We start from the raw sequence: 14,630 nt of genomic DNA on the forward strand, positions 1-14,630 counted from the left end.
CTGAATTACTTGGTAATGCCCGTAATTTGTACCGTCACGCGACGATCGGGCTGTAAACATGCTTTTAGTGCTTCACGAGATTTAACCGTAGGACAGCCGTCCGTGACTGGTTGATTCTTCCCTGCACTTGCCACCGAGATAATATTTGCGGATACGCCATTTTGAACAAGCAGACTACGTACAGTTTCAGCACGATTCTGACCAAGTTTTTGGTTATAAGTTTCGCTTCCTAGACGATCCGTATGACCGACCAATATGATCTTACTGACAGAAACAAAACCTGTTGAAATTTTTGATGCTACGTCCTGAACTTCCTGACGGCCTTTAGGCAATAAATCATTTAAAGATGAACCATCAAATTTAAATAATGTATCGGCTGCCAAATCAATTGTTTCAGTATGCTCAACAGGAGCAACGACAGGCTTTTGAGCTGCTGGCTGTTGTCTACAAGCCAAAGGATGACCATTATTTGAAATAAAAGGTACACCAGCAGCATCTACAGAAAGAATAAAGTTACGATCTTTTAATTGATCTGGCCGCAAGTCGACATCGCAACTCTGACAATTTTTTTCGCCGCTACAATTTTTAACTTTGAAATTATAAACCTCTGGTTTTAAATAATACTTTGCCGTATTATTGATATAGAATTTACCTGATTCAATACTGTCAATATAGAAATAAATTGGACAACTCTGTTCATCTCTTGTATCCCCTGCGCATAATTTAGCATCTCTGTTGACATTGATCTCCTGATTATAACCTTGCTTATTATTTTGAAACCGTAAAGCAGAAGGCTTTGAGTAAGGATCAGATGCACAAGAGGCTAGCACCAATGAAATTACAGTAGTTAAAAGCGATAATTTCCACATAAACAACCCTTGGTAGACTTAAAGAGGTGGTCCCACTTGTTTGAACAACTAAAAGCGTATTTATAAGTGATATTCCGCTCTAGTTAAGCCACCTTGTTTTGTTGGGGTAGCTGATCATAGTAAAACTCATTTGGTGTCATTTTGTCTAGACTGAGGTCGTTTCAAATTATAAAACTCAAAATATGCACTTAATTGCTTTTTCGCATCTGTGACACTGCTATAAGCTTTGAGAAGTTCTATTAATTTTGCATCCTGCAAGGCTTTCAGAATAGATTTATAAAACAACTCAGTGGGTGAAGTAACACCACCTACAGCTTTAATTATTAGCCAAGGTTTTTCATGAGAAAAGTTAAAAGACTTATCAAATTTTTTAAGTAGCTTTTTATCATTAACAAGATTTCGTGCTGCACCCCGTATGCCATCATTTTGATGTAACAAACCTGTTAACACAGCAGCTAAGGTGGATTTCCCTGTTCCATAACTGCCTGTCAAGGTAAAGGTTGACTGACCAGAAGTTTCGAATGAATCTATAATAGTCTGTAAAGAATTATAAGCTGTTCCATGAAAAACAACTTTATCAAAAAACTCTTTTGATATATCCGTATCTAATCGGGTAGATAAAAGATGATTAACATGGACCTGGTAGTAATGATTCAAATTTTCTACTTTAGTCATTTTTAATTTTTCCAGAATAAATATTAGCTAAGAGTTCATCTAAATTGACTTCACTGATTTGATCGCAAGCTAAACTTCTCATACCTAAGGTATCTGTCCATTAGACCTCTTGCGAAAGTCGTTATTGCAAGTTCATCCGATTTACCAGTGCAGCGATTAAGTTAATGCGTAAACCGAATCTTTTCCGTCTATTTCGATAGCGTTCACTTAATATTCTAAATGTTTTCAATTGACTATTAATATGTTCGATCACAACTCGTATTTTTCCAATCATTTTATTGTACTTTTTCTCAACATCAAATAAGGGTAAATTCTTCTTTTTCTTTATTGGCATCAATAATTTAAAGCCATCTTGCTCTAATCCGTAGTACCCTAAATCGGTCATAACATATTTACAATGTTTGAATTTTTTAACCGTTCTTCTTGCCAATTTAATGTCATGCTGACTGCCATTCGATATATCTAGCCCTATGATTTGTTTGCTGTTCGGATGATAGATCACTTGTGCTTTTAGCGTATGTTTCTTCTTTTTACCACTGTAGAACTTACTCTGATTTTTTTTTCGGACGTTCTATTGAACATTCTGTCGCATCAATAATGACCCAGTTAAACTGTTCGTCTGCTGTGGTAATGCTTCGTTTTGGCAGAGTAAACCGTCTTGATTTCATCAATGCATCTTCAACCTTTTTAATGGTTCGATTCACATTACTTTCAGCGATATGGTAATTTGCAGCCAACCCCAATTGAGTGCTGTAATTCCGTAAGTAATTGAGTGTTAATAATAATTGATCCTCTATAGCTAAAGTATGAGGACGCCCAGATTTCTTTTTAAGTGATTCTACTTCTTTTAAAACTTCGATCATTTCACTAAAAACTGGTCGAGGTACACCAACCAAGCGCTGGAATTCAGAATCTGAAAAACGATTTAATTTCTGATATCTCATGAAATTTAGATTGAGGTGGTTTTTACTTTCGCAAGAGGTCTAGTGGTTTTTGAAATTTAGATGCACAATATATGGAATTTTTAGCCATTGTCTGACTGTTAACGAATATACGAATATTTACTTGATTTTTTTATATAATCACCAAGTAAATATGCAAACGGCTTTTGATTTCAATGAAAAATTTGGCGCACCTAAAAAATTGTTGTGCAAAAATTTTAATAAAATCCAAATCAGTATACACCCTGATTTTTCTGGAATTTATCTTTGCTATCAAGAGGCTTTCAAAGCTTTAAAAACAGATCTAGGTATCTTGAATCCACGTCCCGAAATTCACGTCTGGAAAGATACTAATCTATCCGGTTATACCATCGCCAGTAATATCCAATGGTTCCTATACTGGACTCAGAATGCACCCAAAGAAATTAATCTAATTATCCATTCTCTTCCCAAAGATAACAAAAAAATCGAACTATTAAAAAATGTGGCTAGTTCCGAATTTCTAAAATTTCTATCATCTACTTATTATGATCTTAATCGATTAAATCCCAAAAGGTTACATAACTTAATAAATGAATACATTTCTGCCGAGGCTATTTACAAGTTAAACAAAGAAAATTCTTTCAAACCTCACCGTACTATGAGCTTAGACCTGCTAGCAAAACGACTCTCATACACACGATATCAGCTGAATTATCGCAATAAAGTTATAAACCGAAAAAGACAAAGTGTGCTTGATCAACTAGAACAAACTAGTGAAGTTGTACAACAGCTTTTAAATAATGCGGACTTCGTTCTCACGCCAGATCAGCTATGGAAAGCATAATGTCAGAATCCAACCCAACCCATCAAAATATTGCTGATATTCCAGGGGTATCATTAAAACAGACATTGGAAAAACTCTTTGGTGATGAGCAGCTCCAACGTACCGAACATATTCAATATGTTGCTGATTTACTGACTTCGCACCCAACTGATCAATGTCTGGAAGGACTGAATCTCGATCTATTAGATTTTGATCTAGAAACCAATTCTGTTGTTGCTAGACCAGCTGCATTGGTCTCCTCTCGAAAACATACTGTTAGCGCAACACCAGTTACTTGGTATGTGAACTCAATTGCACAATTAGCAGAGTCGGAAGAAAACGCTTTAATCTGGAATATCCTGGTCTTAAAAGCAGCAATCTATTTAATTGCCCTTCCAGACATTAAACCTGAGCTTTTTAAAGAAGACTACACTGAACATTTCAATACTGTAAAACGCTTATTTCAACGCTTCCGTGTGGCCAATAGGGTTCTGAATCCCGATAAAGAATATCAAAATACACGCGAATACATGATCCTTTGGGAAAAGCATCTTAAAGATCCTACGCTTTCGTTAACTGAATTTGTTCAATATTTAAGTAATTTCAATACAGATCCATCCAATGATTTTGAAAAAAATCTACTGAATAATCTACGCATTACATTTACTTATATTTTAAACAATAAGGCCAAAATTGCCAAAGCGAGCATCGAGACTCAACTTCAACATGATTTTTTAGATGAAGATCAGCTGATTGTAGAAAGTTCAGAAATTAAAAAAGGTCAAAAGTCTAAAGCTCTTAATATAGAAGAACAATTAGATGACCAAGATACACGTCAAATACTTGTAGACCCAACCATCGTTACCCCCCTTGCTGCATATTCAGAATCCGGCCAAAGCTATGTGCTGCCTCTGGTTGCCAAACATATTCAACGGAAAGAACATTTGCTGCCATACAGCAGCCTCTTTCCTAATACCACAAGCATAAGTGCCCTAATTACTGAACTATATAAAAATTACATTGTTGAGGTTAAAGAAGACTCTAAAGACAAGGATAAAGAAATCAAAAAAAAGAAGGCATCCTTGATCCTGATGCTGTCATTTCTGACAGGAAATAAAATCCAGGAGTGGCTCCGTCTACAAAGTAAACGTGCTAAAAATTTAAATGCTCGCCAACAGATCAAGCAAAGCAATGGACAATATTATCTGAGAAGTAAATTTTCAATTTTTGAAAATAAGGATTTTGCTTATCCAGAGGGCTTGCTCAACCAAACAGTTCATCTGGACATCCCGATCCCGAATTCATTTATTGAATCTCTGCGAGACGGTGACCCCGTTAAGGAAGAGGACCTTCAGCAACATTTGAAACAGCTGAGAGCCAAATTTTATATTCCAAAATTATCACTAATAAGAATTGGCTCTCTTTTACATCAGACTATTTTGCAACGCACTGGAAATAAACAGCTTGCTGACCTTCTCACTGGTATTGATGCCAATAAGTCTTCTTCTACTTCTTATTGTCATCAAAATATCCTGACTTTACAGACTGAATATGTCTCAATTTTAAAAGAGCTGTGTGAGTCGTTATCCGATGAATACCAGAATATTGAATATGCTGCAGAAAAAAACTTTGGAAGCCGCAAAGCACCTACTTCAAATGTGATTCAAAATATCTTTGCCACTCTCAAATTCAGAATAATTTCACAAAAAGAAGACGACTGGATAGCAATTTTTAATCACTATAATCTGTGGATGTGGCATTTCTTGTTGCTCTTTACTGCTGCACGACCCGTCGCTGAATTTCCAGGTTTTTTAAAAAGCTTTAACCTGAAAAGAAAAATATGCATGGTTTCTGATAAGGAGGTGGGTGGGCGTCAAGGCTATGGACGTTTAATTCCACTAGGTCATTTTGTTGTACAAGAACTCCAGAAATTCATAGATTTTTTACATTATTTTAAAACTCAAATTGCTCCTAGTCAGCCAGAAATTCCACAACATATTCAACAAATTTTAGAGAGCAAGCTCCCACTATTGAATATCTTTCAGGATGGTCAATGGTACCCCTTAAGGCCTTCGATTATAAAAAAATCTAACCCTGAGTTAAGTTTGCTACATGAAAACTGGCACCGGCATACTGCCCGTGCGTTTCTCAGCCATAAAATTAGCGAAATTGAAATTTTAGCTTTATTCGGTCATGAACCGATGCAGCAAGAAGCTGCTCATCCTTATTCCAGCTTATCTATTTCACAATATTCAAGCATTGCCCATGTTCTTGAACAAATGAAAGATCATTTTCAAATTACCGGTATTGAACTCGATGTCCTCATCCAATAAACGAACTAAGCAAGCTCGACCACTATATGCAGAAAATCGTAGAAAACAAATTCGTCTTGAGAAAGAGAAATCTCCTCGATCGGATGTAGAAAAGGAATTAATTCAATATTTCCAAGAAATAGAACTAGAACAAAAAGAACATCTTGAATCCTTATATCCCGCAATTTATGAGTTTATTAAACGCAAAGCTCCAAGCTTGGCCTGGAAAAAATATGCACATGAGCTTTTTCGGTCATATATCAAGCAAATCAATTTAAATCGTCGTGAGACTTTGCCCCTACCGAATCTGACATTTGAGATGAAGCGTGATCAACCAGTTTTTACCATGGACTGGATCGAGAAGGGACAGCAGGTTGATGAAGTTCTTGATAAGCTTTGGGACTACTGGATTCTAGCAAAAGATAGCAAGACATTTTCTGATGATGAAATCATTGGAAATATTGTTATTTCTGCCATGCTTTATTCCGGCTTAAATCAAAAAGCGTCTTTAGAAGCTTTGCTTGAACACTTAAAAGATCCGGCAAAAATCAGAAAGATCGAAGATCTGAACATTATATTTTTAGAACCGCTCTCTCCCTCTTATGGAGATCTATTTATTGATGAAAAAACCATTCGTAAATCGCGTAATTTTATTCCTGATCAAATCACCCGCTTATGGTTAATTCATTTTAATAGCAGAAATATTCGTACAGTAAACCAGAATGTAGAAGATTATCTACAGCTTATTTTTAATAAGATTAAGTTACCATTTAATCTTAAAACTTATAAATTATTACGCGACTACGCCAACTTTAACTGGATGCAACTCCCGAAAGTTGACATTGATCCTGCTCTCTCACAATGTCTTATAGAAAATACTGCAACCTGTGGCTTATCAGAAATAGAATTTGAAAGATTTCTTCATCCAAAATTTAAATATCAGCAGGACACTCTTACTGATTCAGATGTAGAAAAATCACCATCTATTGTGGGTAAATCTTACTCCAATGATGACATTCAGCAAGCTTTGGATGATGTTATAAAGATTCACAAAGACCTTTTACAACTGATTCGTACATCACAAACTGATCAAGCCATTGATGTATTAATCATTAAATATTGTCTTGAAAATACTGATAAATTTAATGAGTACAGTAAACGTGTCGCCTTATGGCTCATCAGCCTTTATAAACCAGAATTAGAACAGATTCAGCAACTGGCTGAACGTTTTAATTTTTGCGTAAACCAATTTCAAAAAGCGTTTCAGCAGAATAGACCGTTAGCAGATAGTTCGATTTACACTTATTACTCCCGTATTGCTGAGCCCTGGCTCACCCATTCCTTACAATATCTAGATAGCGAAGATGATCTGAATACGAACCTAGCGAAGATCTACCAACAAATTATTACGAACACCCGTCTCGCAGATGAAGCAGGCCAACCTGAATTTAAAAAATCCAGAGGTCAAACCAGCAGGATGTTGAAGCGCTTCCATAGCTTTCAACGAACAGTTTTCGAAGCTGAATCTCTCGAATTAGAATCACTCACCATACAAAATAGGCCTAGAGCCCGTATTATTGGCCCTTTGACTTATCAAGCTTTCATGAACAAGTTAGATGTCTTATTTGCAGGTTCTGATAGTCAAGAAAATATGTATAAAACATTAAAAATCATCTATATCTTAGCTTACCGAACCGGTATGCGTATTAATGAAATTCTGGGCTTACGTGTGCGGGATATCGAGGGTTTGAGTCGTCTATCAGTATGGATTCAGCCCTACGGCTCAAAAAAGAAAGGAAACTTACATCAACTTAAAACAGATAGTGCTGAACGCAAAGTTCCTGTGTATTGCTTATTAAAAACCGATGAATATCAACTATTTCATAATCATGTAGTCGAGCAACGTTTACTCAATCAGCAAAACTTATACTTATTCCGTAATTGGAATGAAAATAGCAAGCTGAACAAACATACGGTGACAACACCTTTTAGAATGATTATGAACGAGCTTTTTAAAACTCATGATTATTCTTTTCACTCATTTCGACACACGGCTGCCAATCACTTATCCGTTCTGCTCAACTGCGATTACGCTCCCCTAGTCAAGAATCTGACGGATTATACTGAAGAACAATATCAGTCCATTCGGACAGAGTTACTCCGTCATACACATGGTCAAAATCATTGGTTTATGATTGCCCATTTACTGGGTCACATTGACCCTACAGAAACTTTTAAAAGTTATATTCATCTAAGCTACCTGATTGCTGGGCATAAAATACTGAAATATCACCCAGACATCGATACTCAACTGGCAAAAAAGATGATGGGCTACCTACCTTCTTTCAAATTTTTAAACACAGTAAAAGATTCTGCTCCATTCAATTTCGAAAAGCATGCTGGTCATTTAAGTCAGCAGTTACTCAACGATCAAACTGACTGGTTAAAAAGTAACGTAGAAGACATTCTAGATGAGGTTTCATTTAACTCAAAGCATCATGATTTTTTTAAATATTTCGCGGGAACAAAAGAATCCAAAGTTTCATTTGCATGGTTTTTTAAGTGCCTAAATTTACTGGAAATTCATCATGATCCAGATCGGGTATCACAAGAAATGAGTTTACCTGTCGAACTGGTTAACTACTGGTATGAAAATGCCAAACAACTGGGCCAACTCAAGTCTCAAAAAAACAACCCAAGGTTATTTGATCTCAACAACACAAATCATCTGGATAAACCTTTGAAACCCTCGATGATAGATACCGCTGAAGAGCGCAAAGCAAGGAACTATTTCTTTGAAAATATTCAAAATATCTTTGAAAAAAAGCCAGATCAAATAAAAGCGGTGCTTGAGACATTTTTAAGTCGTGTTACAGTTTCGCATACCGGCATTCATTATCGCTGGAATAAAATTGATCAATTGGAATCATTTTATTGCAAGGTAAAAGACCTGTTTCCCCATCAATTTTGGCATTTGCTTGGACAAGACTTGGTACAATTGCTAGATAAAAAGAAACAACCTTTATTACTGAAGCTGGCTAAATCGAGCACAACAGAGCATCCTACGACTCAAGAAGATTATGTTCGTCTCCAGCTTTACTCGACAAAAGATGCCAAAGCACTGGCCGCATTTAAATTTTGCTTACATCTAGCTTGTATTGGCAGACCTCGATCTCTTGAACTGCAAGTTGAAGGTCTAAAAATCACTACATGCGATTAAATAATTTAACCGTTGCTGCCTTATCTAAATGATGTGTGCTGAAAAAACAAGAGGTTTTAACTTGGTAAACTATACATACTCATCAGGAGTTTATCATGAGCAAGAAACACAAGACGTATACGGCAGAATGAATCGTACCGGGTTTGTCGGAGACCAACTTTCCCTGAGATAAGAAGCATCGCTTCGCAAGGAAACATCGAGCAAAACGAGGTCTACATGATTTTCATCATGCTGAGCGAATCAAACGAATTTGGAAAGAAAGTTCGGGGTGATATGGCGTTCGTAAGGTCTGGCAATAACTGCAACGAGAAGTTATGTTATTGCGCGCTGTACAAGTGCGCTAGGTTATGTGCCACCTTTTGTGTTTGAAAAAATGTTCGATGATAAGATTAACACGTTAGGTCAGGTGGCCTAACTTAAATAAAAAAGTCTCCGACAAACCCGGTACGGTTCAATGCAAAATCAACAACAATTTGAACACCCATTTCTCATACAAGTAGGGCTATTTTACAGATCGAAATGATAAATTCATAAATTGCTTTTCAAAAAAAAAGCAACTAATATGCTTCTTATACCACCAAAAAGCAATAAATATGTCTACACTAAATAAGTCTTTACTACAGCAAGTCAAAAAAAGACGAACCCTATTGGGTTTAAAGCAAGTTGATATGCAATCACGTACAGGCATTTCAAGACAGCAGTACCAAAAACTGGAAAGTCAAGGCAATCCTCGATTAGATACCTTAGAAATTATTGCGGCAGGACTAAATGCTCAACTGATGCTCATCCCAGATGATAAGGTTCATTTGATTAGACAATTATTGAATGATGAAATTAAAGTCACTATTGAAGATCAAGATGACTTAATGTCTAACCCATGGAAAGGTCTTCTCGGAGGAGAGGAACCATGAATACTGTTGCAGTCCTGAAATTAACATTACATCACGTTGTCGTTGGATACTTGGCAGGATTTCAGAGCGGAAAAAATATTCTGGTTTTCACAGATTCTTTTCACTTGGATCAGCAACGTCCGACCTTGAGCTTGCTTACTTCCCCTTTATATCCTCAAGCGGATAAGATTTTAGAAAAGACCTATGTTACACATCAGCGCTTACACCCCTTGCTATCAAATCTGCTACCAGAAGGTGCATTACGCGAACTCATAGCACAAAGCCTCAAAATACATATAGACAATGAATTTCAGTTATTGGCAGCTTTAGGTCATGACTTACCTGGGGCACTGATTGCAACCCCAGTAGATCCAGAAGAAATCCCAGATGGAATAAAATTTAAGCTTCAGATCTCGAATCCAGATCAGATATTAAAACAAGAGATTCGGACAAATAATAAGTTTTCCTTGGCTGGCGTCCAAATGAAGTTTTCCATGAAAGCCAAAGATGGGCGTTTTACATTAGCACAGGCAACGGAATCCAGCCTACTCGGTGATTGGATTGTCAAAACTCCTTCTACCAGACATGCTTTTGTTCCGCTGAATGAATACTCTATGATGATCCTTGCCAAAATGGTCGGAATAGATATCCCAGAGATTCGTTTGGTAGATATGGCACTCTTACAAGACCTTCCACCATTAAATCTACCCCAAGAGCAATATGCTTTTGCAATTAAGAGATTCGATAGGCAGAGTACTGCTAATACTACAGAGCTTATTCATATTGAAGATTTTGCTCAGATCTTTGGTTCATATCCACACCAGAAATACAGCACCACAAATTATGAGCAGATCGGTAAGATCATTTATCACTATTCAGATAACAAAATTATTGATATTCAGCAATTTGCCAGCCGTTTACTCGTCAATATTTTACTCGCCAATGGAGATGCGCACTTAAAAAACTGGAGTATGATTTATCATGATAAAAGTGCACCCAGATTATCTCCCGCATACGATATATTAATGACCAGTGTATATATTGAAAATGAGCGTCATTTCGCATTAAATCTTGCCAAAAATAAAGATTGGTATTTAGCTGAGATGAAACACTTTGAAGAATGGGCTGAAAAAGTCGGTGTTCCATGGCGTGTTATTGAAAAACAACTTCACGCGATCATGGACAAAGCACGGTCAGTATGGCCAGTGCTATTACTAGACTTACCTATGATTTCTGTTCATAAAGAAAAATTAAGAGAACATTGGAAAAAATTGCATCCAGACTTTCAGATACTTACAGATGATTAGAGGAAACCTGTAACCAAGCTAAAATTTCTCAAACAATTTCATCACATCATTTTCCGTCAGTTTCGCTTCTCCCTCATGATCTGTGCTTAGAATAGACTGTGCCAGTTCTGCTTTATTCTGCTGCAAGGCAATAATTTTTTCTTCTATGCTTTTATTGGTAATCAGCTTATACACAAATACCGGCTTGTCCTGTCCAATCCGCCATGCACGATCTGAAGCTTGATCTTCAGCAGCAGGGTTCCACCATGGATCATAGTGAATGACCGTATCTGCGGCAGTTAGATTCAGACCAACCCCTCCTGCTTTCAGACTGATTAAAAATACCGGCACTTGTCCAGACTGAAATGCTGTAATGACTTCATCTCGCTTTTTGGTCTTTCCAGTCAGCTTCACATAGCCAATTTTTGCGTGATAGAGCTGTTGTTCAATCAGTTCCAACATTGAGGTAAACTGAGAGAAAATAAGAATTTTTCGTCCCTCTTCCACCATTGGAACAACCATATCCATCAACTGTTCAAGTTTGGCAGAATACGCCTGCCCGGTTTTAACTGAATCCAGTTTCAGCAAGCTAGGATGACAACAGACCTGACGCAGCTTCAGCAAGGCATCTAAAATTTGGATTTGACTACGCTTAAAGCCTTTTTCTGCCACAATTTTCTGAATATTTGCCTGCATCGTGGCGCGAACAGCCTCGTATAGCTTGGATTGCTGCTCATTCATGTCAATATTGACTTCAATCGTGGTTTTTTCAGGCAATTCCTTGGCAACGTCAGTTTTCAAGCGACGTAAAATAAAGGGTTTAATGCGGTTTACCAACTTTTGCCTTAACTGCTGATCACCGCGTTTTTCAATAGGATAGCGGTACTTTTTATTAAAGATTTCTTGTGAATATAAAAATCCTGGCATTAGAAAATAAAATAGTGCCCACAGCTCACCCAAATGATTTTCCATAGGTGTACCAGTTAGACATAGACGATGTCGCGCTGTTAATTGCCGTACTACCTGTGCAGCTTTGGCACGCGGATTTTTAATATTCTGCGCTTCATCCAGAATGAGTTGATGATATTCATATTGCTTCAGTTGCTCTTCATCTCTCGCCAAGAGCGGGTAGGTGGTTAACACAATGTCATAGTGTGAAATCTGCTCAAAATACTGATGGCGGTCGGGCCCCTGTAGCAGCAATACCTTGAGCTCAGGGGTAAATTTCTCCGCTTCTTTGAACCAGTTATGCATCAGCGATGTGGGTGCAACAATTAAGGCGGGACTGTCCTGCAAATATCCAGCCTGCTTTTCCATGAGTAAGTGGGCTAAAGTTTGTGCTGTTTTACCCAAACCCATATCATCCGCCAGAATCCCGCCATGCTGGGTTTCCCTTAAAAACTGTAACCAGCCTAGGCCCTGCTGCTGGTATGGACGTAATTCCCCCTGAAAACCTTGTGGTGTCGGCAGTTGTTGCTGATAGCCTTGTTTGAATTTCTGCGCAAATTGCTGCAGGCGATTACTGACCTGCCACACCATCCCCAGATGATGTTGTAATTCTAATAGTTGACTCGCATCATAGCGATCTATGCTACGCTCTTCTTGCTGTAAAATGCTCTGCAGATGCAACAATACCGGCTTAATGTCCTTTGCGGATAAAGCCAAATCTGGTTGATCCGCTGCAGTTTTCACGGTGAAAATGTGACTGTCATTCAGATGACCAAAAATCCGTGGATCAAGTAAATCAGGCTGTTCTTTCACCAAAGCCACAAGTGCATCGAGTAAATCATAGCTATTGCCTGCACTGTCCTGAACGGTCGCCCCGATATTGAACCAGTCTTGTTGGCTTTCAGATTCAGTGATGGAAATATTTAAATTTTCAACATATTGCAGGTTAAAGGGGCTGTTTTCCAGATGCTCTATCTGCCAGCCCATCAACTCCATTTGATTGATGGGCATCAGCTGTTTGATCCAGTCTCCATAGAAAGCAAAAACCATAGAATCAAGACGTTGTTTATCCAGTTTTAATTGCTGGTCATAACTAAGATCTTTCACCCACTTCAGTGATTCGACCAATAGCTGTAAACGCTGGATTGACTGTTGTTCCTGAACTAAGTCCCGAAGCTGTCGCACCATTTTGCCATGCTGCTCACCAATAAAACTGTCGCCTGATGTACCTGCTTTTATTCTTCCGCCTGCATAGGAGAATTCAATTTCAGCACAAACAGACTCTTCCCATTTCCAATCAAATTTATCTAAAACACCGAAGCGTAAAATTGGCTGGGGACTACCCTCAAGGACATCAATATGCTGAATAGACTCGGGCTGAGGCAGATTTTTCACGTCTGAATATTGATGAGTCAGTTTCTCAAACTCTGGCAAGAGCATAGATGGAAGATCAGGCATCTGTAAAAAATGGTACAGAAGATTTGCCGTATATTCACCATATAACTGGCCCACCGTGTTCTGTTGAATATCCACATAACATGGTGGATGGCTCGCGAGAATCTGAATATGTGGATTTGATTTCAAATCGAGTCGAATATCACCATTGACCAATTCAATGTTTAAATGCTCTGTCTGTTTGTTTACACCTTGTTGCCAGATCAGTTCGATGTGATAGCCTTGTTCTGACCATTGAAGTGCAGTATGGCTCTTTTTTTGCCAGTATACATCGCCACTTTGAATAAAAGATTTGAAATGCTCCAATAAAATGCTGGAGATATCAAGATTGCTTTGATAAAAGCGTTCGTCACTGTTTATTTTGGCATAATAATAAATCTGGTTAAATAATTGTCGTTTTTGTTCAGGTAAAGTCAGATGCTTTCTGGTGATATTTTCATATTGGGTATAATAACTTTCCCCCGCAATTGAGCCATTTTTAATGCGTCTGGCCTTCTGAACATCAACTGTCAATTTCTTTAAGCTGACAGACTGATCTAGCAGGTAAATTAAATAATTGTTTGTTTTGACAGATTGCTCTGGTTCAGTCTGTTGTAAATACCGTTTAAAATCATTCAACCAGCGCTGTGCCTGATCATCCCCACGTTGGCGTTTTGCGATTCCCTGCGGGGATTGAGAGTCAGCATAACGCTGTTGAAATTCCTGACGATATTCTTGAAAGAATAACCGCGCTAAAGCAGCAGCATGTTTACAGTTATATCCAACCGGACAAGTGCAGTCGTCATCGATTAAACGGTCTTTTTGGGGATTATAGGTAATCGCGGTATCGTAATAATCTGTCCCTTCAATTTGAGCATACATCGTGACATCATCATTTTCCTCAAAAAACTCAATTGTTTCCCTATCAATGTGCTTAGCATAGCTCAGACTACGATGAAGAGTTGCAGTACTAAAGCGAGATAGAAAATTGATCAATGACGACATGATTACCAGACACTAAAAATGTTTATACAATTATAACGGACAAAGCTGTCATTTCAGAACAGTAGCCGAACTGCTCAACCTGAGCACAGATTCGACTCACTCAATAGGAATATTGTGAATAAAGACAATCAAATTCGAGAAGTTAAACAGTTCATTGAGATCGAAAATATCCTGATAGAAAGTGATCATTTCTTCACAACAGTTAATTTTAAACCAAATGGGGTCAAAAGTTTTAGCATTGTTTC

8 protein-coding genes and 3 pseudogenes are annotated in these 14,630 nt (G+C 37.8%); 6 read left to right on the plus strand and 5 right to left on the minus strand.

The annotated features are described in order from the left end of the window. Positions 1–5 precede the first annotated feature (5 nt). The 4 genes and pseudogenes from I6L24_RS03290 to I6L24_RS03305 form a co-directional block, all read right to left on the minus strand. Entirely contained in the window at positions 6–869 is an 864-nt protein-coding gene (locus I6L24_RS03290) for an OmpA family protein (protein ID WP_032041808.1), read from the minus strand. Positions 870–952: 83 nt separating this feature from the next. Then, positions 953–1,100 (minus strand): annotated as a pseudogene (locus tag I6L24_RS03295) (IS3 family transposase); the annotation flags it as partial. An 18-nt stretch (positions 1,101–1,118) separates the two neighbouring features. Continuing rightward, positions 1,119–1,544 (minus strand): annotated as a pseudogene (locus I6L24_RS16820) (P-loop NTPase fold protein); the annotation flags it as partial. Between the two features lie 121 nt (positions 1,545–1,665). Beyond that, positions 1,666–2,488, minus strand: a protein-coding gene (locus I6L24_RS03305; protein ID WP_103800643.1) for an IS5-like element ISAba27 family transposase whose coding sequence is annotated in 2 segments (ribosomal slippage) — positions 1,666–2,106 and positions 2,108–2,488 — 822 coding nt in all. Because the reading frame shifts where the segments join, the coding sequence is not laid out codon by codon here. A gap of 151 nt (positions 2,489–2,639) precedes the next feature. Between I6L24_RS03305 and I6L24_RS03310 the strand changes: the two genes are divergently transcribed. The 6 genes and pseudogenes from I6L24_RS03310 to I6L24_RS03330 all read left to right on the plus strand — a co-directional run bounded on the left by I6L24_RS03310 (position 2,640) and on the right by I6L24_RS03330 (position 11,019). Beyond that, complete coding sequence (locus I6L24_RS03310) at positions 2,640–3,311, plus strand: hypothetical protein (RefSeq protein ID WP_005233305.1); 672 nt, start codon at positions 2,640–2,642, stop codon at positions 3,309–3,311. Next, positions 3,311–5,623, plus strand: a complete 2,313-nt coding sequence (locus I6L24_RS03315) for a hypothetical protein (RefSeq protein ID WP_017394004.1) — start codon at positions 3,311–3,313, stop codon at positions 5,621–5,623. The genes I6L24_RS03310 and I6L24_RS03315 overlap by 1 nt, the downstream gene beginning before the upstream one ends. Beyond that, the gene (locus tag I6L24_RS03320) at positions 5,607–8,822 is read left to right on the plus strand and encodes a tyrosine-type recombinase/integrase (RefSeq protein ID WP_044108666.1); all 3,216 of its coding nucleotides are present in this window, start codon (positions 5,607–5,609) and stop codon (positions 8,820–8,822) included. Before I6L24_RS03315 ends, I6L24_RS03320 begins: the two co-directional genes overlap by 17 nt. A 191-nt stretch (positions 8,823–9,013) precedes the next feature. Beyond that, positions 9,014–9,162, plus strand: a pseudogene (locus tag I6L24_RS16860) (IS3 family transposase); the annotation flags it as partial. Between the two features lie 253 nt (positions 9,163–9,415). After that, a complete protein-coding gene (locus I6L24_RS03325) occupies positions 9,416–9,733 on the plus strand; it encodes a helix-turn-helix domain-containing protein (protein WP_004883943.1) in 318 nt (105 codons plus the stop codon). After that, on the plus strand, positions 9,730–11,019 hold the full coding sequence (locus tag I6L24_RS03330) for a type II toxin-antitoxin system HipA family toxin (RefSeq protein WP_004883944.1): 1,290 nt from the start codon (positions 9,730–9,732) through the stop codon (positions 11,017–11,019). Before I6L24_RS03325 ends, I6L24_RS03330 begins: the two co-directional genes overlap by 4 nt. 18 nt (positions 11,020–11,037) lie before the next feature. On the opposite strand, the gene I6L24_RS03335 is transcribed toward I6L24_RS03330, so the two are convergent. Further along, entirely contained in the window at positions 11,038–14,385 is a 3,348-nt protein-coding gene (locus tag I6L24_RS03335; RefSeq protein ID WP_086227553.1) for a DEAD/DEAH box helicase, read from the minus strand. Positions 14,386–14,630: the final 245 nt, after the last annotated feature.

Origin of the sequence: Acinetobacter lwoffii (assembly GCF_019048525.1) — a bacterium.
Classification (GTDB): Bacteria; Pseudomonadota; Gammaproteobacteria; order Pseudomonadales; family Moraxellaceae; genus Acinetobacter; species Acinetobacter lwoffii_K.

Coding starts and splice junctions, on each gene's coding strand:
- I6L24_RS03290 (WP_032041808.1), bottom strand. CDS start 869: ATGTGGAAATTATCGCTTTTAACTACTGTAATTTCATTGGTGCTAGCC.
- I6L24_RS03310 (WP_005233305.1), top strand. CDS start 2,640: ATGCAAACGGCTTTTGATTTCAATGAAAAATTTGGCGCACCTAAAAAA.
- I6L24_RS03315 (WP_017394004.1), top strand. CDS start 3,311: ATGTCAGAATCCAACCCAACCCATCAAAATATTGCTGATATTCCAGGG.
- I6L24_RS03320 (WP_044108666.1), top strand. CDS start 5,607: ATGTCCTCATCCAATAAACGAACTAAGCAAGCTCGACCACTATATGCA.
- I6L24_RS03325 (WP_004883943.1), top strand. CDS start 9,416: ATGTCTACACTAAATAAGTCTTTACTACAGCAAGTCAAAAAAAGACGA.
- I6L24_RS03330 (WP_004883944.1), top strand. CDS start 9,730: ATGAATACTGTTGCAGTCCTGAAATTAACATTACATCACGTTGTCGTT.
- I6L24_RS03335 (WP_086227553.1), bottom strand. CDS start 14,385: ATGTCGTCATTGATCAATTTTCTATCTCGCTTTAGTACTGCAACTCTT.